15 protein-coding genes and 1 pseudogene are annotated in these 20,799 nt (G+C 70.3%); 3 read left to right on the top strand and 13 right to left on the bottom strand.

Annotated features, from left to right (window positions below; translation table 11 throughout):
- Positions 1-8 precede the first annotated feature (8 nt).
- The 9 genes and pseudogenes from AB0D59_RS27900 to AB0D59_RS27860 all read right to left on the bottom strand — a co-directional run.
- On the bottom strand, positions 9-1,535 hold the full coding sequence (locus tag AB0D59_RS27900; RefSeq protein WP_362570747.1) for an NCS1 family nucleobase:cation symporter-1: 1,527 nt from the start codon (positions 1,533-1,535) through the stop codon (positions 9-11).
- Between the two features lie 134 nt (positions 1,536-1,669).
- The gene (locus AB0D59_RS27895) at positions 1,670-2,689 is read right to left on the bottom strand and encodes a TIGR03842 family LLM class F420-dependent oxidoreductase (protein ID WP_362570744.1); all 1,020 of its coding nucleotides are present in this window, start codon (positions 2,687-2,689) and stop codon (positions 1,670-1,672) included.
- Between the two features lie 135 nt (positions 2,690-2,824).
- Positions 2,825-4,228, bottom strand: a complete 1,404-nt coding sequence (gene hydA / locus AB0D59_RS27890; protein ID WP_362570742.1) for a dihydropyrimidinase — start codon at positions 4,226-4,228, stop codon at positions 2,825-2,827.
- Positions 4,229-4,367: 139 nt separating this feature from the next.
- Positions 4,368-5,210, bottom strand: coding sequence for a nitrilase-related carbon-nitrogen hydrolase (locus AB0D59_RS27885; RefSeq protein WP_362570739.1), 843 nt, complete (start codon positions 5,208-5,210; stop codon positions 4,368-4,370).
- A 155-nt stretch (positions 5,211-5,365) separates the two neighbouring features.
- The gene (locus AB0D59_RS27880; protein ID WP_362570736.1) at positions 5,366-6,949 is read right to left on the bottom strand and encodes a PucR family transcriptional regulator; all 1,584 of its coding nucleotides are present in this window, start codon (positions 6,947-6,949) and stop codon (positions 5,366-5,368) included.
- Positions 6,950-7,097: 148 nt separating this feature from the next.
- Positions 7,098-8,381 (bottom strand): aspartate aminotransferase family protein, encoded by a 1,284-nt coding sequence (locus AB0D59_RS27875; RefSeq protein WP_362570733.1) that lies wholly within the window; start codon positions 8,379-8,381, stop codon positions 7,098-7,100.
- Positions 8,378-9,220, bottom strand: a complete 843-nt coding sequence (locus AB0D59_RS27870; protein WP_362570731.1) for a nitrilase-related carbon-nitrogen hydrolase — start codon at positions 9,218-9,220, stop codon at positions 8,378-8,380. The genes AB0D59_RS27875 and AB0D59_RS27870 overlap by 4 nt, the downstream gene beginning before the upstream one ends.
- 137 nt (positions 9,221-9,357) lie before the next feature.
- A complete protein-coding gene (locus AB0D59_RS27865; protein ID WP_362570729.1) occupies positions 9,358-10,782 on the bottom strand; it encodes a hypothetical protein in 1,425 nt (474 codons plus the stop codon).
- A 126-nt stretch (positions 10,783-10,908) separates the two neighbouring features.
- A pseudogene (locus AB0D59_RS27860) lies at positions 10,909-11,046 on the bottom strand (XRE family transcriptional regulator); the annotation flags it as partial.
- Between the two features lie 236 nt (positions 11,047-11,282).
- Here AB0D59_RS27860 and AB0D59_RS27855 point away from each other — a divergent pair.
- On the top strand, positions 11,283-13,823 hold the full coding sequence (locus AB0D59_RS27855; protein WP_362570726.1) for an ATP-dependent Clp protease ATP-binding subunit: 2,541 nt from the start codon (positions 11,283-11,285) through the stop codon (positions 13,821-13,823).
- A 75-nt stretch (positions 13,824-13,898) separates the two neighbouring features.
- On the opposite strand, the gene ggt is transcribed toward AB0D59_RS27855, so the two are convergent.
- Positions 13,899-15,692: a gamma-glutamyltransferase gene (ggt, locus tag AB0D59_RS27850; RefSeq protein WP_362570723.1), complete on the bottom strand. Its 1,794-nt coding sequence runs from the start codon at positions 15,690-15,692 to the stop codon at positions 13,899-13,901.
- Between the two features lie 143 nt (positions 15,693-15,835).
- Between ggt and AB0D59_RS27845 the strand changes: the two genes are divergently transcribed.
- Positions 15,836-16,600, top strand: coding sequence for a hypothetical protein (locus tag AB0D59_RS27845; protein ID WP_362570720.1), 765 nt, complete (start codon positions 15,836-15,838; stop codon positions 16,598-16,600).
- 116 nt (positions 16,601-16,716) lie between these two features.
- Complete coding sequence (locus tag AB0D59_RS27840; protein WP_362570717.1) at positions 16,717-18,330, top strand: alpha/beta fold hydrolase; 1,614 nt, start codon at positions 16,717-16,719, stop codon at positions 18,328-18,330.
- 42 nt (positions 18,331-18,372) lie between these two features.
- Here AB0D59_RS27840 and AB0D59_RS27835 read toward each other — a convergent pair whose 3' ends face one another.
- Genes AB0D59_RS27835 through AB0D59_RS27825 form a run of 3 tightly spaced genes read right to left on the bottom strand, consistent with a single transcriptional unit; the run spans position 18,373 to position 20,794 of the window.
- On the bottom strand, positions 18,373-19,221 hold the full coding sequence (locus AB0D59_RS27835; protein WP_362570714.1) for an amino acid ABC transporter permease: 849 nt from the start codon (positions 19,219-19,221) through the stop codon (positions 18,373-18,375).
- Positions 19,218-19,862 carry an amino acid ABC transporter permease gene (locus AB0D59_RS27830; RefSeq protein WP_362570711.1) on the bottom strand — a complete coding sequence of 215 codons (645 nt, stop codon included), beginning with the start codon at positions 19,860-19,862 and terminating at the stop codon, positions 19,218-19,220. Before AB0D59_RS27830 ends, AB0D59_RS27835 begins: the two co-directional genes overlap by 4 nt.
- A gap of 11 nt (positions 19,863-19,873) precedes the next feature.
- Positions 19,874-20,794: a glutamate ABC transporter substrate-binding protein gene (locus AB0D59_RS27825; RefSeq protein WP_362570708.1), complete on the bottom strand. Its 921-nt coding sequence runs from the start codon at positions 20,792-20,794 to the stop codon at positions 19,874-19,876.
- Positions 20,795-20,799: the final 5 nt, after the last annotated feature.

Genomic DNA, 20,799 nt, shown 5'->3' with positions numbered 1-20,799 from the left:
CTTCGCGCTCATGCCTCTTCGGGGGTGCGCCTCGTCAGCAGGGTCAGCCCCACATACAGCACCAGGGACGTGCCGAGGCCGACCGCCCAGCCGTAGTCGGCGAGCGAGGACAGCGCCGGGATCGGGCGGCCGTCGAACAGCGGTTTGAAGCTGGCGCCGCCGACGGCGAGGACACCGCCGACGAGGAAGGCCACGACCGCCCGCCAGTTCCAGCCGCCGTCGTACCAGTAGCGTCCGCCCGTGCGGTACAGGTCGGTCAGGTCGAGGCGGGTCCGGCGCAGCAGCCAGTAGTCGGCGATGAGGATGCCGGCGACCGTGCCGAGCAGACCGCCGACCAGGCCGAGCCAGGTGAAGATGTAGCCCTGCGGGTCGGAGTACAGCTTCCACGGGAAGATCACCACACCGAGCACGCAGGTGATCAGGGCGCCGGTACGGAAACTGATCCTGCGGGGCGCGATGTTGGAGAAGTCGAACGACGGCGACACCAGGTTGGCCGCGATGTTCACGGACAGGGTCGCGACGAGGACGGTGACCAGGGCGTAGAGCAGCCCGACCACGTTGTCCGTCTTGGCGGCCAGCTGCACCGGGTCCCAGATCGGCTCGCCGTACACGGCCTGGGAACCGGAGGTCACCAGGACCGACAGGAACGCGAACAGGGTCATCGTGGTCGGCAGACCGAGGGCCTGGCCCCAGGTCTGCGCCTTCTGGCTCTTGCCGTACCGGGTGAAGTCGGGGATGTTCAGGCTCAGGGTGGACCAGAAGCCGATCATGCCCATCAGCGAGGGCCAGAACAGCTTCCAGAAGTCGCCGCCCCAGCCGAGCTTGGAGGGCTGGTCGAAGAGCGGGCCGAGACCGCCGGCCTTGTTGCTCATCCAGACCAGCATCACGACCGCGCCGACGATCACGAAGGGCGCGGCCCAGTTCTCGAAGCGGCGGATGGTCTCCATGCCCCGGTAGATGATGGCGACCTGGAGCGCCCAGAAGATCGCGAACGACAGCCACATGGTCCAGGCGTAGCCGCCGATGTGCGAGGCGTTCGCCCAGCTGTCGCCGATGAGCTTGCCGGCGAGGAAGTAGATGGCCTCGCCGCCGATCCAGGTCTGGATGCCGAACCAGCCGCAGGCCACCAACGCCCGTACGACGGCGGGGAGGTTGGCGCCGCGTACGCCGAAGCTGGCGCGGGCGAAGACCGGGAAGGGGATGCCGTACTTAGGTCCGGCGTGCCCGGTGAGCAGCATCGGGACGAGGACGATCAGGTTGGCCAGGGCGATGGTGAACACGGCCTGTTTCCAGTCCATGCCGACCGCGATCAGCCCGGAGGCGAGGGTCCAGGAGGCCGTGTTGTGGGCCATGCCGACCCAGAGCGCGGAGAAGTTGTACGTGGTCCACGTGCGCTTTTCGACGGGGACCGGCAGCAGGTCCTCGTTGGCGTAGGGACCGGTCGGCGGCGGGGAGCTCGGGGCGAGCTCGACGCGCCCGTCGGAGGTGGTGATTTGGCCGGACGGCGGTATGGCCGTGGGAGCGGTGTCGGTCATGGGCAGGCCAATCGGGAGGAGACGGGACGGGAGAAAGGCCGTGCGGGTGGCGTCGTGGGGGGAGGTGAGCGGGGGTGTGTGGGGACCCCCTTCCCGGGACGGCGGGAAGGGGGAGATCAACCGGTGTGTGCGGATCAGCCGTTGACGGCCGGGATGACCTTGCTCCCGTACGCGTCGATGGTGGCTTCCTGCGCGTCGTGCATGTCGTAGACGGCGAACTGGTCGACGCCCAGCTCGCGCAGTGCGTTCAGCTTCTCGATGTGCTTCTCGGCCGACCCGATGAGGCAGAACCGGTCGACGATCTCGTCGGGTACGAACTCGGTGTCGGGGTTGCCGCTGCGCCCGTGGTGCGCATAGTCGTAAGCCTGGCGGGACTTGATGTAGTCGGTGAGTTCGTCGGGTACGGCGGCTGAGTGCTCGCCGTACTTGGCGACGAGGTCGGCGACGTGGTTACCGACCATGCCGCCGAACCAGCGGCACTGGTCACGGGCGTGCGCCAGAGCCTCGGGCGAGTCGTCCTCGGTGACGTACGCCGGGGCTGCGACACAGATCCTGACCTCGGACGGGTCACGTCCGGCGGCCACCGCCGCGTCCTTCACCGCCTTCACCATGTACTCGGTGAGGTAGAGGTCGGACAGCTGGAGGATGAAGCCGTCGGCCTCCTCGCCGGTCATCTTGAGCGCCTTCGGGCCGTACGCGGCCATCCAGACGGGGAGTTCGGCACCGGGCTTGATCCACGGGAACCGGATCACCGTGCCGCCCAGGTCGGCCTCCTCGCCCCGGCCCAGCGCCCGGATGACCTTCATGGCCTCGCTGATCCGGGCGAGGGTGTTGGGCTTGCGCCCGGCCACCCGCATCGCGGAGTCGCCGCGGCCGATGCCGCAGACGGTGCGGTTGCCGAACATGTCGTTGAGGGTGGCGAAGGTGGAGGCGGTGACCTCCCAGGTGCGGGTGCCCGGGTTGGTGACCATCGGACCGACCGTCAGCTTAGTGGTGTTGGCGAGGATCTGACTGTAGATCACGAACGGTTCCTGCCAGAGCACGGCGGAGTCGAAGGTCCAGCCGTAGGAGAAGCCGTTGCGTTCGGCCCGCTTCATCAGGCTGATGACACGGGAGGCAGGAGGGTCGGTTTGTAGGACTAGTCCGAAGTCCATCGGTCTCCTCGCAAAGATCTAGTAGCGTTTCTTTTGCCCAGCGATGGGCCGGTTCGGGCTGGACCGCAATCTTCGGATGGGAAGCCCCCTCGGGGCAGGGTCACGGGCGCCACTCCTAGTTGCTGTGGCGTGACCTCATTGGAGGTACTGGCAAGTTGAGCGGGGCGTGTACAGGCCGTGGCCGGCACGCCCCGCAAACTTCCGCTGGTCGATGACGAGTTCGCCGCGCGAGAGGACCGTCTCGACCCGGCCGGTGAGCCGCTTGCCCTCGTACGCCGAGTAGTCGACGTTCATGTGGTGGGTCTCCGCGGAGACGATCTGCTCGGCGTGCGGGTCGTAGATGACGACGTCGGCGTCGGCACCCGGGGTGATGGTGCCCTTCTTCGGATACATCCCGAACATCCGGGCCGGGGCGGCACAGGCGATCTCGATCCAGCGGCGGCGCGAGATGTGCCCGTCGACGACGGCCTGGTGGAGCAGGTCCATGCGGTTCTCGACGCCGGGCAGGCCGTTGGGGATCTTCGAGAAGTCGCCTCGCCCCAGCTCCTTCTGGCCCACGAAGCAGAAGGGGCAGTGGTCGGTGGAGACCACCTGGAGGTCGTCGGTCCGCAGGCCCTGCCAGAGCTTGGCCTGGTGCTCCTTGGGCCTGAGCGGGGTCGAGCACACGTACTTCGAGCCTTCGAAGTCGGGCTCGGCGAGGTTGTCGGTCGACAGGAACAGGTACTGCGGGCAGGTCTCGCCGAAGACGGGCAGCCCCTCGTCGCGGGCCCGCGCCAGCTCGGCCACCGCCTCCATGGCCGAGACGTGTACGACGTACAGCGGGGCGCCGGCCACCTGCGCGAGCTTGATGGCCCGGTGCGTGGCCTCGGCTTCGAGCAGGGCCTTGCGCACCTCCCCGTGGTAGCGGGGGTCGGTCTCGCCGCGGGCCAGCGCCTGCTCCACCAGCACGTCGATGGCGATGCCGTTCTCGGCGTGCATCATGATCAGGCCGCCGTTCTCGGCGGAGCGCTGCATGGCCCGCAGGATCTGGCCGTCGTCGGAGTAGAAGACGCCCGGGTAGGCCATGAACTGCTTGAAGGAGGTCACCCCCTCCTCGACCAGCAGGTCCATCTCCTTGAGCGTCTCCTGGTTCACATCGGAGACGATCATGTGGAAGCCGTAGTCGATAGCGCAGTTGCCCTCGGCCTTGGCGTGCCAGGCGTCGAGCCCCTCGCGCAGACCGTGCCCGACACTCTGCACCGCGAAGTCGACGATCGTCGTCGTACCGCCCCAGGCGGCGGCACGGGTGCCCGTCTCGAAGGTGTCGGAGGCGAAGGTGCCGCCGAACGGCAGTTCCATGTGGGTGTGGGCGTCGACACCGCCCGGGATGACGTACTTGCCGGTGGCGTCGATGCTCCGCTCGGTGGTGAAGGCCTCGGCGGCGGGGGTTGCGGAGGCGGCGAGGGCGGCGATACGGCCGTCCTCGATCAGGACGTCGGCGTGGATCTCGTCGGACGCGGTGATGACGAGTCCGCCGCGGATTACTGTACGGCCGGTCATGGGGTCCTCTCGTTCGTGGTCACGTGCGGGTCCGACGTGGCTGGTCGCGCCTGCGCGGCGGTAGCCGCATGTTCAGTGCCGCCCCGCGCCCCTGACAGGGGCTTCGCCCTTTCAGGGGCGCGGGTGATGCCGTCTGCTGCTACGGAGCCGTGAGCGGGCCGTACGCGTCCGGGCGACGGTCCCGGAAGAACTGCCAGCGGTCGCGGACCTCGCGCAGCTTGGCCAGGTCCAGGTCGCGGACGACGAGTTCGGTCTCCTTGTCGGAGGCCACCTCGCCGACGAACTGGCCCTCCGGGTCCACGAAGTACGAGGTCCCGTAGAAGTCGTTGTCGCCCAGGTCCTCCACGCCGACCCGGTTGATCGCGCCGACGAAGTACTCGTTGGCGACGGCCGCCGCCGGCTGCTCCAGCTGCCAGAGGTAGCGGGAGAGTCCGCGCGAGGTGGCCGACGGGTTGAAGACGATCTCCGCACCGCCGAGGCCCAAGGCCCGCCAGCCCTCCGGGAAGTGCCGGTCGTAGCAGATGTAGACGCCGATCTTCCCGACGGCGGTCTCGAAGACCGGCCAGCCCGCGTTCCCCGGGCGGAAGTAGAACTTCTCCCAGAAGCCGGGCACCTGGGGGATGTGGTGCTTGCGGTACTTGCCGAGGTACGAGCCGTCCGCGTCGATCACGGCCGCGGTGTTGTAGAGGACGCCGGGCTGCTCCTCCTCGTACACCGGCAGGATCAGGACGATGCCCAGCTCCCGCGCGAGGGCCTGGAAACGCTGGACGACCGGGCCATCCGGTACTTGCTCGGCGTACTCGTAGAACGCCTTGTCCTGGACCTGGCAGAAGTAGGGTCCGTAGAACAGTTCCTGGAAGCACAGGACCTGGGCGCCCTGCGCGGCCGCGTCGCGGACCGCCTGCTCGTGGACCTGGATCATCGACTCCTTGTCGCCGGTCCAGGCGGTCTGGAACAGGGCGGCACGAATCACTCGGCTCATCGGGACCTCCGGTCGCTCGGTGTGCGAGGAGCCTAGGAAGTCCGAAAGCGGGCTTTGAGTGGCACGGTGTCACGTCTGCGGGCGCTCCGCGTGTCACCGTGTCACGCGGTCGTCGGCTCATGTTTCACCGCCGTTTTCCCAGGTCGTCGCATATTTCACCGCTGTTGCGCGTCATGTGCGAGGAGTGCGATGTGCACGGAGGCCGCCTGTTCGAAGTCGTCGAGGTCGACGCCGAGCCGGGCCTGTATCGCCTCCAGGCGGCGGTACAGCGCGGGCCGCGAGACGTGGTGCAGCTGGGCGGTGCGGGACTTGTTGCGGCCGGAGGCGAGATACGTCCGCAGGACGCCCAGCAGGTCCTGGTCGACGCCCTTTCCGCAGAGCAGCCCGTCCAGCTCGCGCTCGGCGAAGGACTGGACGTGCGGGTCGTCGCGGAGCAGCCGGATCAGGCCCCGCAGGTGTACGTCCTTGAGCCGTATGACGGGGGGCAGGTCGAGGGCGTCCGAGGAGTCGGCGACGGCGTCGGCCACGTGCTGGGCCTCGCGCAGACCGGCGGGCACGTCGTCCCAGGCGGTACGGGGGCCCGCGGCGGCGACCACCGCCTGCGGCTGAGCCGCGTCGCCCTGCAGCCGGACGGCGAAGTGCGTGGCGAGGGCGTCGGCGTCCTGGTCGCGGGCGAGGCTGAGCAGGACGGCGGTGACCCGTTCGGTGAGCTCGGCGACGAGTCCGGGCAGCCCCAGCAGGCGGAGGGTTCTCTCCAGTTGGGCCGGTTCGGCGTCCCGTACGACGAGGGGGACGAAGGTCCGCCGGTTGACCGGCAGTCCGGCCGCCCGCGCCCTGGGCAGCAGCTGCCGGGCCGGTACGACCCCGGAGACCAGGTCGGTCAGCAGGCTCTGCGCGGACTGCTCCTCCCAGCTGTGGGCGGAGCCGCCGCCGAGCATGCGGTGCAGGACCAGGGCCTCGGCGCCGCGGTCGGCGAGCAGCCGCCCGGTGGCGGTGTCGCCGCGGTAGCCGCAGAGCATGATCTGACCCCAGCGCTCCCCGCGGCCGCCGAGTTCGGCGCGGATCCAGCCGTCGCCCTCGCCGCCGCCGGCCTGCCGGGCGATGCGCTCCCAGTCGCGCAGCACGTCGTCCACGGCCGACCGCTCCCCCGCGGTGGCCAGCACCCGGTGCGCGAGGTTGGTGACGACGACCGGGCAGGCGCTGTGCACGGCGATCTCGTCGAGGAGGCGTTGCAGGGGGGCGCCGGCGGTGATGAGGCCGGTGAGGGCGGTACGGACCGACTCGGAGAGGCTGACGGCGGCGAACTTCCGCCGTACCAGACGGGACTGGACCTCCTCCGTCAGTTCGGCGAAGGGGAAGGGGCGGTGCAGGACCACCAGGGGGAGGCCGCAGCGGTCCGCCGCGCGGCGCATGGCGTCGGGTGGGGACGGGAAGGCGCGGCCGAGGCCGAGGACGACCGCGGCGGTCTCGGCCCGGTGCAGGGACTGGATGTACTCGGCCTGCTTGTGCGCGTCGTCTGCGAGCAGGACACCGGTGGTGAGGACCATCTCGCCGCCGGTGAGCATGACACCGACGTCGGGGGCCTCGGCCACGTGCACCCAGCGGACGGGGCGGTCGAGGTGGGCGGCGCCGGCGACCACCTCGGGGTCGCCGGCCAGGACCCGTTCCAGGGACAGGATCTGACGGACCGACAGTATGGGGCTGTCTGTGGTGTTCGTGGGATCCCAAGTGGCGGTCATCTTGCGTGGTCCCTTGGTCGGGTTCGGTGCGTGTGAGGCCTGCGGGCCAGTGGGGGTTGATCGCGCCCACGCGGCGGAGCCGCACATCGATACAGTCCCGCGCCCCTGACGGGGCGCTCGAGTGCGGGGCGCCTAACAGGCGCCCCGTCTAATAGGCACTCCTCAACGCCTGTTCGAGAATCGCCGCGCCCTCCTCCGCCTCCGCCACCGTCAGCGACAGCGGCGGGGCGATGCGCAACGCGCTCGTGTTGTGACCGCCGCCCTTGCCGATCAGGAGGCCGGCTTCGCGCGCCGCTTCCAGGACCGTCGACGCGGACTTGGGGTCGGCCTCGTCCGTGCCGGGCTTGACCAGTTCGACGCCGATCATCAGGCCGCGGCCCCGGACCTCCCGTACGCCGGGCAGCTGGGCGGCGACTCCGCGCAGGCGTTCGATGAGCAGGCCTCCCACCCGGCGGGCGTTGCCCTGGAGGTCGTGGTCCAGGAGGTACGACAGGTTGGCGAGGCCCGCCGCCATGGTGATCTGGGTGCCGCCGAACGTCGAGATGCTGTTGGAGTCCAGGCAGTTCATGATCTCGGAGCGGGCGATCACCCCGCCGATGGACATGCCGTTGCCGATGCCCTTGGCGAAGGTGACGATGTCCGGCGGGCCGCTCTGGCCGTGTGCCTGCCAGCCCCAGAAGTGCTCGCCGGTGCGGCCCCAGCCGGTCTGCACCTCGTCGGCGATCCAGAGGATGCCCTGCTCCTGGAGGACCTTGCGGAAGGCCGCGTACAGCCCGTCGGGCGGGGAGGTGAAGCCGCCGACTCCCTGGATGGGCTCGGCGATCAGCGCGGCCGGCGGGCGGGTGTGGCCGAGGAGGTCGCGCAGGTCGTCGACGCAGGCCGCGATGAAGTCGCGGTCGTTCAGCTCGGCGTACGGGCCCCGGGTGCGGACGCCACCGTGGACGTACAGCGTCTGGAGCGGCGAGAGGGAGGTCGGGGACCAGCCCTTGTTGCCGGTGATGCCGACGGCGCTGAAGGAGCGGCCGTGGTAGCTGTTGCGCATCGCCAGGACGGTGTTGGTCCGGCGGTAGGTGGTCGCGAGCAGCAGGGCGGTGTCGTTGGCCTCGGTGCCGGAGGTGGTGAAGAAGACCCGGGCGTCCGGGATGCCGCTCAAGTGGGCTACCCGTTCGGCCAGTTCGACCATGGGGCGGTTGAGGTAGAGCGTGGAGGAGTGGACGATCCGTCCTGCCTGCTCGCTCACCGCCTTCGTCACCTCGGGGAGCGCGTGCGCGGTCATCGTGGTGAGGATGCCGCCGAAGAAGTCGAGGTAGCGGTTGCCTTCCGCGTCCCAGACGTGCCGGCCCTCGCCGTGGGTGATTTCGAGGGGCTCGTCGTAGTAGAGGGCCAGCCAGTCGGGCAGGACCTGGCGGTGGCGGGCGAAGAGGTCGTTCACGGCTGTACCAGCCCTTCGTAGGCGTCGGGACGGCGGTCGCGGTAGAAGGCCCACTGCTGCCGTACTTCTTCGATCAGGTCGAAGTCGAGGTCACGGACGACGAGTTCCTCGCTCTTGTCGCTCGCCACCTCCCCCACGAACTGCCCACGTGGATCGACGAAATAGCTCGTGCCGTAGAAATCGTTGTCGCCGTACTCCTCCTGGCCCACCCGGTTGATGGCGGCGATGAAGTACTCGTTGGCGACGGCCGCGGCCGGCTGCTCCAACTGCCAGAGGTGGGCCGACAGGCCGCGCGAGGTCGCCGACGGGTTGTACACCAACTGGGCGCCGTTGAGACCGAGTTGCCGCCAGCCCTCCGGGAAGTGGCGGTCGTAGCAGATGTACACGCCGACCTTGCCGACGGCGGTGTCGAAGACCGGCCAGCCGACGTTCCCGGGCTTGAAGTAGTACTTCTCCCAGAAGCCCTTGACCTGCGGGATGTGGTGCTTGCGGTACTTGCCGAGGACGCTGCCGTCGGCGTCGATCACCACGGCGGTGTTGTAGTAGAACCCGGACTGCTCGACCTCGAACACCGGGACGACGACGACCATGCCGGTCTCGCGTGCCAGCTCCTGCATACGACGGACCGTGGGGCCGTCCGGGACCGGCTCGGCCCAGCGGTAGTGCTCGGGTTCCTGGACCTGGCAGAAGTAGGGGGCGTTGAAGACTTCCTGAAATCCGATGATCTTCGCACCCCGGCGGGCCGCCTCGCGGGCGTGCACCTCGTGTTTCGCCACCATGGACTCGGTGTCGCCGGTCCAGGTGGCCTGGACCAGAGCGGCGCGTACGACGTTGGCCATGAGCTGCTCCTTCTACGCCCGTAGAGGGTCGAAAGTAAGCCTCCTCGGAGTCCTTGCCAAGACCATCGTCGTTAAGCCGCCGAGTCGATCTCGTTTCTAACCTGGCTGGCGGATGCACGGGCCGAAGCGCACGTCCGTCAGCACGTGAGGCCCGCCACCCTGAGCGCGTGCAGCAGGTCCCAGTGGCATTGGTCGGAGATCGCCTGGGCGGAGCGGAGGAGCAGCGGAACCAGTCGGTGCGGGTCGGGTTCCGCGCTGTGCGCCGCCTCCTCCGGGGTGCGGACCTGGACGTAGGTGTCCAGCAGGGCCCGGACCTCGCGGTGGCGGCCTGCCGCGTCCAGGGCGAGGACGGCCTCGCCGATCTCGGTGGCGGGGCGGACGACGCCCTGGCGGAGGATCTGGCGGCCGTCGGCGGTCCGGCCCGCGGCGGTCAGGGCGTCGGCGGCCGCCACCAGCCGGGCGGGCGGCAGCGAGGCCGTCTCCCAGAGCAGCGTGGCCCAGTCGGCGCCGAGCCCGGCCCGCTGGAGGGCGTCCGCGAGCAGCGGGAACCGGGCGGCGGGCCACTGCGCGGCCTCGGCCAGAAGCGCGTGCGCCTCGCCGGTACGACCCTCGGCGCGCAGCCGTTCGAGTCGCGCCACGGCCCCCGCCACGGCCTGTCCCGCCTCCTCGTCGGCCCGCTCCACCACCGGCTCCGGCCGCACCGGCGCCTCGGCGGCCCCGGCGAACCGGGCCCCGCGCGGGGTGCGACGGCCACCGGGGGCCGCGGGTACGGCCGCCTCCGGTGTCTGCGGTACGGCGGGGGGCACGGCCTCGTCCTCCGCCATCCCGGCGAAACGGGCACTGCCCCGTCGCCGCTTGCGCTGCTTGGCGGGGGCGGGGGCGGGGGCTTCGGGGGTCTCCGGGGCGGGGGCCGGTGGGGCCGCGCCGCCGTCGGGCGTACCCCCGTCCGAGCGGCCGCGCATCGTCGCACCGGTCGCGTGCGCGGTCGGGCCGGCCACGGATGTGTGCGCGGTCGGTACGCCGGCCGGGCCGGGAGCCGGCGGCCCCAGCTCGGCCTGCTGCTCCAGCCGTCCCATCCGGGACCGGAGTTCGGCACACCGGGCGGAGGCCCGTTCGTGGTCGTCGCGGGCCCAGGCGAGGTCGATGTCAAGGGACTCGGCCTCCTCGCGGGAGTGCGCGGAGCTGTACGCGCGGCCGAGCTGGGCCAGCCGCTCGGCGGCGTAGCGCTGTTCGCGGAGCATGACGTCGAGGCGGTCGCTCAGGTTCTCCCGGGCGCCCGGCCGGGCGTCGTACGCGGCGAGGGCGCCGGCGTGCAGCTGCCGGGCCTGCCCGGCCGCACGGGCGGCGGCCTCGGGGCCGTAGGCGGTCGCGAGGTCCTGGAGAAGCGCCTCCATGATGTCCCAGGGCGGGACCTCCCGGCCGCTGAGGCAGGCCTGCATACCGTCGGGGTCGCGCTGCCAGAACACCGCGCACCAGCCGGCACCCTGGTCCAGGCGCGCCAGCAGGCCGTTGAGGTAGTTCGCGAACTCCCGTACCCGGCCCGGGAGTTGATCCACAGTCATCGCTCGACTCCCGCCCGACCGGAACACTCCGGTTCCGTAGGCAACACCAGTTGTGTTACGGGGCTGCTACGGGGAGTTTTCAGCGGGCGCGCAGAGCCCTCATTACGGGATCTTGACCGATGCGCGTCACACCGGGGCCAGCGCGCAGCGGGCCACCAGTTCGTCCACAGACAGGCCGAGAGCGCGGGCCAGCGCGGCGACGGTGAAGAACGCGGGCGTCGGCGCCCGGCCGGTCTCGATCTCGCCCTCCTTCACGGTCACCCCGTGCGGCAATTCCGGTTTTCCTGGGGACCGGCTGGAGGGAGCCCGACCGGGCGCCCCGGCGGGGTGCCGCGCCGCGCGCGACGGCCACCCGGGCCCGCAGTGCTGGACATGCCCCCTTCGGGCGGGCGTGCGAAGGTGGTGTGACCGGGCCCTGCAGGGGCACCCGCGTGGACCGGCACGTCGACCAGCGAGCGCGTCCCGCCAGGCGCCGGGACGCCGGAACGGAACGAACGCTCATGAGCAGCGGTTACCCCGGACCGAGCGACTTCGGACAGGATCCTTTCGGAGAGTTCCTCGCCCGCTTCTTCGGCGGCGGGGAACGCCAGGGCCCCCGTCAGATCGACATCGGCAGGCTGCTCAGCCAGCCCGCCCGGGAGCTGGTCAAAGGCGCCGCCCAGTACGCCGCCGAACACGGCAGCCGGGACCTCGACACCGAGCATCTGCTGCGCGCGGCCCTGACGGCGGAGCCGACCCGCTCCCTGCTCAGCAGGTTCGGCGCGAATCCCGACTCGCTGGCGACGGAGATCGACGGCCGCGCCGGCCCCGTCCAGCACCCGCCGGGCGAGGCACCCCCGCCGACCTCGCTGTCCCTGACCCCGGCCGTCAAGCGGGCCCTGCTGGACGCTCACGACCTGGCCCGGGCCGGCGGCGCCGGATACATCGGCCCCGAGCACGTGCTGGGCGCGCTCGCCGCGAACCCGGACTCGGCCGCGGGGCACATCCTGAACGCGGCCCGGTTCGCCGCCGGCCTGCCGCCGGAGGCCCAGGAGACCGACCGCCCCCTCACCGGCACGGACAGCCGGCGGCGCAGCAGCACACCGACGCTGGACAAGTACGGCCGCGATCTGACCGGGCTGGCCGGGGAGGGCCGGATCGACCCGGTCATCGGCCGCGACGACGAGATCGAGCAGACCATCGAGGTGCTCTCCCGGCGCGGCAAGAACAACCCCGTGCTGATCGGCGACGCCGGTGTCGGCAAGACCGCGATCGTCGAGGGCCTGGCCCAGCGGATCACCGACGGGGACGTGCCGGACATCCTCTCCGGGCGCCGGGTGATCGCCCTGGACCTGCCCGGCGTGGTCGCGGGCACCCGTTTCCGGGGCGACTTCGAGGAGCGCCTGACCAACATCGTGAACGAGATCCGTGCCCACTCCGACCAGCTGGTCGTCTTCATCGACGAACTGCACACCGTGGTCGGCGCCGGAGGCGGCGGCGAGGGCGGCTCGATGGACGCGGGCAACATCCTCAAGCCCGCACTGGCCCGGGGCGAGCTGCACATCGTGGGCGCGACCACCCTCGAGGAGTTCCGCAAGATCGAGAAGGACGCGGCGCTGGCCCGCCGTTTCCAGCCGATCCTGGTGCCCGAGCCGACGGTCCCGGACACCATCGAGATCCTGCGCGGCCTGCGCGACCGTTACGAGGCCCACCACCAGGTCCGCTACACCGACGAGGCTCTGGTCGCCGCCGTGGAGCTCTCCGACCGCTATCTCACCGACCGCAGGCTCCCGGACAAGGCGATCGACCTGATCGACCAGGCCGGCGCCCGTGTCCGCCTCGGCTCGCGCACCAAGGGCACCGACGTACGCGCGATAGAGCGCGAGATCGAGCAGCTCACCTGCGACAAGGACCAGGCGGTCGCCGACGAACAGTACGAGCGTGCCACCCAGCTCCGCGACCGCATCAGCGAGTTGAAGACGCGCACCACCGAACTCTCCGGCGAGGACCAGGTGGACGAGGGGCTGAACCTGGAGGTGACGACCGAGGCGATCGCCGAGGTGGTGTCCCGCCAGACCGGTATCCCGGTCAGCAGCCTCACCCAGGAGGAGAAGGAACGGCTGCTCGGCCTGGAGGCGCACCTGCACCAGCGGGTGATCGGCCAGGACGAGGCGGTCGCGGCCGTCTCCGAGGCGGTGCTCCGCTCCCGCGCCGGGCTCGCCAGCCCGGACCGCCCGATCGGCAGCTTCCTCTTCCTCGGCCCGACCGGCGTGGGCAAGACCGAACTGGCCCGCGCGCTGGCCGAGATCCTGTTCGGCAGCGAGGACCGGATGGTCCGCCTGGACATGAGCGAGTACCAGGAGCGCCACACCGTCTCCCGCCTGGTCGGCGCCCCGCCCGGCTATGTCGGCCACGAGGAGGCGGGGCAGCTCACCGAGGTGGTCCGCCGCCACCCCTACTCGCTCCTCCTCCTCGACGAGGTGGAGAAGGCCCATCCGGACGTCTTCAACATCCTGCTCCAGGTCCTGGACGACGGCCGCCTGACCGACTCCCAGGGCCGCACGGTGGACTTCACCAACACGGTCATCGTGATGACGAGCAACCTGGGCTCGGACGTGATCACCAGGCGCGGTGCCGGCATCGGCTTCGGCCCCGGCGGGGAGGAGGCGACGGAGGAGGCCCGCCGTGAACAGGTCCTGCGCCCGCTCCGGGACCACTTCCGCCCGGAGTTCCTGAACCGCATCGACGAGATCGTGGTCTTCCGCCAGCTCACCGGCGACCAGCTGCACCGGATCACCGAGCTGCTCCTGGAGCACACCCGCCGCATGCTGCACGCCCAGGGCATCACGGCCCACTTCACGGACGCGGCGGTCGACTGGCTGGCAGAACGCGGCTACCAGCCGGAGTACGGCGCACGACCACTGCGCCGCACCATCCAGCGGGAGGTTGACAACCAGCTGTCACGCCGACTCCTGGACGGCACGGTCACGGAAGGCAGCGAAGTAACGGTGGACGTGAGGGACGGCAACTTGGAGTTCGGGACAGACAAGGCGCCCCGATAGGGGCCGCGGGGCTGTGTCGATCTGCGGCTACGCCGCGTGGGCGCGACCAGCCCCCACGCACCCGCAGCCGCCCGACTACCGAACGGGATCCACCACCTGCGCGGCCCCACCACCCCGCCGCACCGTCTCCGCCGCCGCCAGCCACTTCCCACCCGGCAGCCGCTGCACCCCGGTAGCCGCCCCGATCTCCGGGTTCAACGAGAACGACTGCCCGATGGCCTCCAACTTCCCCCTCACCACGGGGTCGTTGTACAGCGCCGGCTCCAACTCGGTCTTCGCGGCGTTCCGCTGCGACGCCCGAGGCGCGGCGATCGCGTCCACCAACGGCAGATGCCGGTCGAGGAACTCGGTCAGCACCTGGAGCACGGTGGTGATGATGGTCGCCCCACCGGGCGAACCGACCGCCACCACGGGCCTGTCGGCCTTGTCGAGCACGATCGTCGGCGAGATCGAGGACCGCGGCCGCTTCCCCGGCCCCGGCAGATTCGGGTCGTGGACCGCGGGGTTCGCCGGCGTGAACGAGAAGTCGGTCAGCTCGTTGTTGAGCAGGAACCCCCGCCCGGGAACGGTGATCGCGCTGCCACCGGTCTGCTCGATGGTCAGCGTGTAGGAGACGACGTTCCCCCACTTGTCGGCGACCGTGAGGTGCGTCGTGTTCTCGCCCTCGTACGTGGTCGGCGCCGCCGTCCCGGTCGACCCCGGATGGTTCGGGTCCCCGGGCGCGACCGGGCTCGTCAGCACCGAGTCGTCGTGGATCAGCGCGGCCCGCTCGTCGGCGTACCGCTGCGACAGCAGCCCCTTCGTCGGCACGTCCTCGAAAGCGGGGTCGCCGACCCACCTCCCCCGGTCCGCGAACGAGATCCGGCTCGCCTCGATGAAGTGGTGCAGATACTGCACCTCATCGGCCTTCGAGAGGTCGGTGTTCTCAAGGATGTTGAGGGCTTCCCCGACGGTGGTCCCTCCGGACGAGGACGGCGCGATCGAGTACACCTTCAGCCCGCGGTACCCCGTCTCGGTGGGCGCCTGTGACTTGGCCCGGTAGGCCGCCAGATCCTTCGCCGACAGCTTGCCCGCCCGGGCCTTCCACCCCGAACCGGGATCCACCGGCGGATGGTTGACCGTCGACACGATGTCCTTGCCGAGGTCCCCCTTGTAGATCGCCCCGATCCCCTTCCGCCCCAGCTCCTGATAGGTCCGGGCCAGGTCGGGGTTCTTGAAGGTGGACCCCACCGCCGGCAGCTGCCCGCCGGGCAGGAAGAGCTTCGCCGTGTCCGGGAAGTACCGGAACCGCGTCTCGTTGGACGCGGTCTGCGACCGGAACGTGTCGTCGACGACGAACCCGTCGCGTGCGATCCGTTCGGCCGGCTTGAGCACCGTACCGAGCCGTTCGGTCCCCCACTGGTCGAGCGCGGTCTGCCAGGTGGCCGGCGTCCCCGGGGTGCCGACGCTGAGCCCGCTGCTGACGGCGTCCGCGAAGGCGAGCGGCTTGCCGTTCTCCACGAAGAGGTTGGAGTCGGCGGTCAGCGGCGCGGTCTCGCGGCCGTCGATCGTGTGCACCGTACGGGACTTGGCGTTGTAGTAGACGAAGTAGCCGCCTCCGCCGACGCCGGAGGAGTAGGGCTCGGTGACCCCGAGCGCGGCGGCGGTGGCCACGGCCGCGTCGACCGCGTTGCCGCCCTTGCGGAGCACCTCGATACCGGCGGCGGTGGCGTCCGCGTCGACGCTGGAGACCGCACCGCCGTAGCCGACGGCCACCGGGGATTTCGCGACGGTCGCACCACCGGGGGCGGGAGGCGCAGCCGCCCCCACCGACACCACAGCGGCCGAGACCGCCAGAACGGTCAGTTTCCGCGTGACAGGGCGACGCATCCGCACCTCCAGTTCCGGAACGTCCGCGCAGCGTATCGGCGAGGCCCCGGCCCCGACAGCCACATTCAGGGCACTGTCATACGACCGTCACACTTCGAACACGGGTACGTTCCGGCCATCTGCGGCCGCTACCATGCGCGCCCATGAATGACGACCTGCGCAACATTATCCTTGGCGTCGTGGCCGCCGGCATCAGCGCGGCGCTCGGCTGGCTGGCCCGCACCTCGCTGTGGCGGCGCGGCCTGCGCCGCAAGCAGGCCTTTTTCGGTCTTCCGGAGAACTCGGAGTCACTGCTGGTCGTCAACCGCGATCCGGCCACCTCCGAACCCGCGGTCCACCGCCTGGACGTGTTCGCGCTCCTGGAGCTGGCCGCGCTGATCAAGGACTGCGGCGCCAACCTCCAGATGGTGACCCAGGACCACGTCCAGCAGGGCTTCGGCGAGCGCACCGAGTTCTGCGTGGGCGGCCCCGGGTCGAACCGGCGCATGCTGGCACACATGTCGGCGATGCTGCCGGGCGTGCGGGTCAACATCGACCCGGAACCGGGCCCGGACCGCGGCGCCTTCCAGATCGGCACCGAGCGCTACCGCCTGGATCCGGGCATCACGGAGTACGTCCTGCTCGCCCGCCTCACCGCCGGCCAACGCCCGGACGCCCGCCCGGTGTTCCTCTTCTGCGGACAGCGCGCGATCACCAACCAGGCGGCCACCCGCTACCTCGCCCGCAACCACGAGCGGCTCGCCCGCAAGCACGGCAACAGCACCTTCGTGCTGCTCCTCAAGGTGGTCAACTCGCAGGCGTACGGCCCGGACGTGGTCGAACTCGTCTCGGACGTCACCCGCGCCGCCCAGGCGCCGCTGCCGCCCGCCACGACCGAGACCGCACGCTCCTCGCACCGCGCCTCCTGAGTAGCTGCACCATTCAACAATCGTTACCCGCACGTAACTTACCGACGGGTTACTTACGGTAAGGGGTCGCGGTTACCGTCTGGTCACTTTGCACTGACACGAGTGAGGAGTGACCCATGGGACGAGGTCGCACCACAACGAGCCGCCGCACCACCAGCCGCGGCGCCGGCCGGCGCCGCGCCGCTCTGCGCACGACCGCCGCGGGCGCCGCCTCGGCGGCCCTCATCGCCGCCGGCGTCGTCGGCCTGGCGCCGGCCGCACAGGCCGCCGCCTCCGTCCGCTTCGTCGACATCACCGGCGACGGCGGCACCGTCCTGAAGGCGAACGTCGTCACGCCCGCGGGCGCCGACGCCACGCACCGCTACCCCCTCATCGTGCTGCCCACGAGCTGGTCGCTGCCCCAGGTCGAGTATCTGGCCCAGGCCCAGAAGCTCGCCGACGCCGGCTACATCGTGCTCAGTTACAACGTGCGCGGGTTCTGGCAGTCCGGCGGGCAGATAGAAGTGGCCGGTCCGCCGGACGTGGCGGACGCGTCCAAGGTCATCGACTGGGCCCTCGCCCACACCACCGCCGATCCCCAGCACATCGGCATCGCCGGGGTCTCGTACGGCGCCGGGATCAGTCTGCTGGCCGCCGCGCACGACAAGCGCATCAAGGCGGTCGGCGCGCTCAGCGGCTGGGCGGATCTGATCGACTCGATCTACTCGGGCCGTACCCAGCACGTCGAGGCGGCCGCCCTCCTGGACGGCTCGGCGACCCTCACCGGGCGCGAGAGCCCCGAAGTCCGGCAGGTCTTCAAGGACTTCTACGCCTCGAACCTGGAGCGGGAACAGGACATGATCGCCTGGGGGGCGAAACGTTCCGTCGCGACCTATGTCGACCAGCTCAACAAGAACGGCGCGGCCGTCTTCATGGCCAACGCCTGGAGCGATTCCATCTTCCCCGCCAACCAGTACGCCGACTTCTACGGGAAGCTGACCGGCCCGAAGCGCCTGGAGCTGCGCCCCGGTGACCACGCCACCGCCGAGCTGACCGGCCTGCTGGGGCTGCCCAACGACGTGTGGACCGACACCGCGCGCTGGTTCGACCACTACCTCAAGGGCGCGGACAACGGCATCGACCGCGAGCAGCCGGTCCAGCTCAAGTCCCGTACCGACGGCGGGTACGAGGGTTACCCGGACTGGAAGTCGGTGGGCGCCATCCGCAAGAAGATCGCACTCGCCGACTCGACCACGATCCACGCGAACGTCGACTCGGGGGCGGACGGCGGCGTCGTCCTGCTCTCCGGTCTCCTCGACCAGATCGCCCAGTTGCCGCCGGTCGCCTCGATCCCGCTGCTGCCCCGCCGCTGGGCCGCCGTCTGGCAGTCCGAACGGTACGGCGGCGCCCAGCGGGTGCGCGGCACGGCCCGGCTGCACACGACCCTCACCCCGACCAAGGAGAGCGGCACCCTCGTCGCCTACCTGTACGACGTGGGCCCGCTCGGCCTCGGCAAGCTGGTCACCAACGCGCCGTACACCTGGTACGACCGCTCCCCCGGCAAGGCGTTCGACGTGGACCTGGACCTGTTCTCCACCGCCTACGACGTGCCGGCCGGGCACCGGCTCGCGCTGGTCGTCGACACGGTGGACCCGCTCTACATCGAGCACAACCCGTCCGGCGCGCAGCTGACCTTCTCCTCGCCGGTGGACGACCCGTCGTACGTGTCCGTTCCGCTGCGCGAGCAGTGATCTCCGGCTGCCGCCGGCCGGGCCTGGCCCTGGCTGCCGCCCCTACGGCAGCAGCGTCCCTGGTTCGGCCGGGGCCACCTCGACGGCCTCGGTCTTGGGACTGCGCCGCTCCCGTCTGGCCACCCAGCCGGCGAACCACGAGAGCAACATGCACATCCCGATGTAGATCGGCGAGATCACCATCACCACAGGGATGAAGGGCAAATCGTAGTCGAGGTTGGATGCGATCAGTTTCCCGGCATGGAGGAACTCCTCGTAGGTGATGAGATAGCCCAGTGAGGTGTCCTTGAGGGCCACCACGAGCTGGCTGATGATGGCGGGCAGCATGGCCCGTACGGCCTGTGGCACCAGGACGTACGACATGACCTGGGTCTTGCGCATGCCGAGCGCGAACGCGGCCTCCCGCTGGCCGCGTTCGACGCTGTTCACCCCTGAGCGGAACACCTCGGCGAGCACCGAGCCGTTGTAGAGGGTGAGTCCGGCGACCAGGGCGGGCAGCGGCTGGACCTTCAGCGCCACGAAGACGAAGAAGATCATCACCAGTACGGGCATGGCGCGGAAGAACTCCACGACGACGGTGGCCGACCAGCGCACCGGACGGTGGTCGGAGAGCCGCCCGGTGGCCAGCAGACCGCCCAGCGCGAGGGAGAGGACGGCGGCCATCGCGAAGGCCGCGAGCGTGTTGCCGAGGCCCCGCAGCAGGAGTTCCTGAATTCCCTTGTAGGCGAAGGGCATCCACTTCGTGTGCGTGAACTGTTCGGTGTCGAAGAGGAGGTAGAGGATCCAGGCGACCAGACCGAGGATGACGAGGGCCGACAGGATGCCGTACACCGTGTGCCGTCGTCTGGTGACGGGACCCGGAACGTCGTAGAGCGCGGTGGCCTCGATCATCGGGCGACCCCCCACCTTCGCTCCAGCACGTTGAACAGGGCACTGATCGCGAGGGTGATGACGAGGTAGCCGACGGCGATCCAGACGAACGTCCAGACGATGTTGTAGCCGAGCTCGCTCAAGGTCTTGTAGGTGCCGAGGAGTTCGGTGACGCTGAACGCGCCCGCGATCGCGGAGTTCTTGGCGAGCGCGATGAGGGTGGAGCCGATCGGCGGGATGACCGACCGGAACGCCTGGGGCAGGATCACCAGGCTGAGGGTCTGCCCGAAGGTCATGCCCAGGCTGCGGGCCGCCTCGCCCTGCCCCTTGGGCACGGTGTTGATGCCGGCGCGCAGTGCCTCGCAGATGAACGCCGAGGTGTAGCAGCCGAGCGCGAGGACCGCGAACACCTGGAAGGGCAGCACGAGTCCGAACCGGGGCAGGCCCAGCAGCACCGCGAAGAACAGCAGGGTGAGCGGGGTGTTGCGGAGCACGGTGACCCAGGCCGTGCCGAGGATCCGCAGGGAGCCGACGGGGGCGACCCGGAAGGACGCCATCAGGAAGCCCAGGACCAGGGCAAGGACCGAGGCGTAGACGGTCAGTTCGACGGTGCCGAGGAAACCCCGGGCGTACGTGCGGAAGTTGTCTGTCAGTACGTTCATGCCGTCCTCGCTCAGCTCGCGGGATAGCGGTCGATCGGGGGCGGTTTCGGGGCGGGGACGCCGGACAGGCCGAGCGTCGCCTCATACGCTTTCTTCCAGTCGCCGTTCTTCTCACGGGCCTCCAATGCGTCGTCCGTCGCGAAGCGCAGGGCGGTGTCGCCGCGTGGGACGCCGATGCCGTACGGCTCCGCGGAGAAGGGCTTGCCGACGACCTTCAGTTCGCCGGGGGCCTTCGCCGCGTAGCCGATGAGGATGGCGTCGTCGGTGGTGACGACGTCGACCTGGTAGGTGAGCAGATTGTCGACGCACACGGAGTAGGTGTCGTAGGCGACCAGGACCGCCTTCGGGAAGTCGGCCTTGATCCGCTGGTACGGCGTCGAACCGGCGGCCGAGCAGACGCGTTTGCCGGCCAGGTCCTGCGGGCCGTGGATGTCGTTCTCGTCGTGGCGCACCAGCAACGACTGGCCGGCCAGGTAGTACGGCCCGGCGAAGCCGACCAGCTTCCTGCGGTTGGCGTTGATGGTGTAGGTGCCGACGTAGTAGTCGATCTGGCCGTTCTGCAGGGCGGTCTCGCGGTTGGCGGAGGCGATGGTCCGGAATCGGATGGTCTCCGGGGCGAGGCCGAGGGAGGCGGACATCATCCTGGCGATCTCGATGTCGAAGCCCGAGTAGCCGCCGGCGGCCGGATCCCTCTCGCCGAGGTAGGGCTGGTCCTCCTTGACGCCGACGGTGAAGTGGCCGCGCTTCTTCGCCCGGGTCCAGATCGGGGAATCGGGCAGCCGGAAGTCCTGCACCACCTGGTAGTCGGGCAGCCGGTCGGCAGCCGGCCCCTTCTTCGGCGGGCTGCCCTCCTTGCCACACCCACCGCACGCGGCGGCGAGCAGTACGGTGAGCAGGGCCACGGCGGGGCGCACACGGACGGTACTGGCCATGGGTG

Source organism: Streptomyces sp. NPDC048417, from assembly GCF_040651615.1.
In the GTDB taxonomy this organism is placed as follows: Bacteria; Actinomycetota; Actinomycetes; order Streptomycetales; family Streptomycetaceae; genus Streptomyces.
This window is presented reverse-complemented; position numbering and strand designations above follow the sequence as displayed.

Coding starts and splice junctions, on each gene's coding strand:
- AB0D59_RS27880 (WP_362570736.1), bottom strand. CDS start 6,949: ATGACCGCCACTTGGGATCCCACGAACACCACAGACAGCCCCATACTG.
- AB0D59_RS27845 (WP_362570720.1), top strand. CDS start 15,836: ATGAATGACGACCTGCGCAACATTATCCTTGGCGTCGTGGCCGCCGGC.
- AB0D59_RS27855 (WP_362570726.1), top strand. CDS start 11,283: ATGAGCAGCGGTTACCCCGGACCGAGCGACTTCGGACAGGATCCTTTC.
- hydA (WP_362570742.1), bottom strand. CDS start 4,228: ATGACCGGCCGTACAGTAATCCGCGGCGGACTCGTCATCACCGCGTCC.
- AB0D59_RS27825 (WP_362570708.1), bottom strand. CDS start 20,794: ATGGCCAGTACCGTCCGTGTGCGCCCCGCCGTGGCCCTGCTCACCGTA.
- AB0D59_RS27865 (WP_362570729.1), bottom strand. CDS start 10,782: ATGACTGTGGATCAACTCCCGGGCCGGGTACGGGAGTTCGCGAACTAC.
- AB0D59_RS27830 (WP_362570711.1), bottom strand. CDS start 19,862: ATGAACGTACTGACAGACAACTTCCGCACGTACGCCCGGGGTTTCCTC.
- AB0D59_RS27895 (WP_362570744.1), bottom strand. CDS start 2,689: ATGGACTTCGGACTAGTCCTACAAACCGACCCTCCTGCCTCCCGTGTC.
- AB0D59_RS27840 (WP_362570717.1), top strand. CDS start 16,717: ATGGGACGAGGTCGCACCACAACGAGCCGCCGCACCACCAGCCGCGGC.
- AB0D59_RS27870 (WP_362570731.1), bottom strand. CDS start 9,220: ATGGCCAACGTCGTACGCGCCGCTCTGGTCCAGGCCACCTGGACCGGC.
- ggt (WP_362570723.1), bottom strand. CDS start 15,692: ATGCGTCGCCCTGTCACGCGGAAACTGACCGTTCTGGCGGTCTCGGCC.
- AB0D59_RS27885 (WP_362570739.1), bottom strand. CDS start 5,210: ATGAGCCGAGTGATTCGTGCCGCCCTGTTCCAGACCGCCTGGACCGGC.
- AB0D59_RS27900 (WP_362570747.1), bottom strand. CDS start 1,535: ATGACCGACACCGCTCCCACGGCCATACCGCCGTCCGGCCAAATCACC.
- AB0D59_RS27835 (WP_362570714.1), bottom strand. CDS start 19,221: ATGATCGAGGCCACCGCGCTCTACGACGTTCCGGGTCCCGTCACCAGA.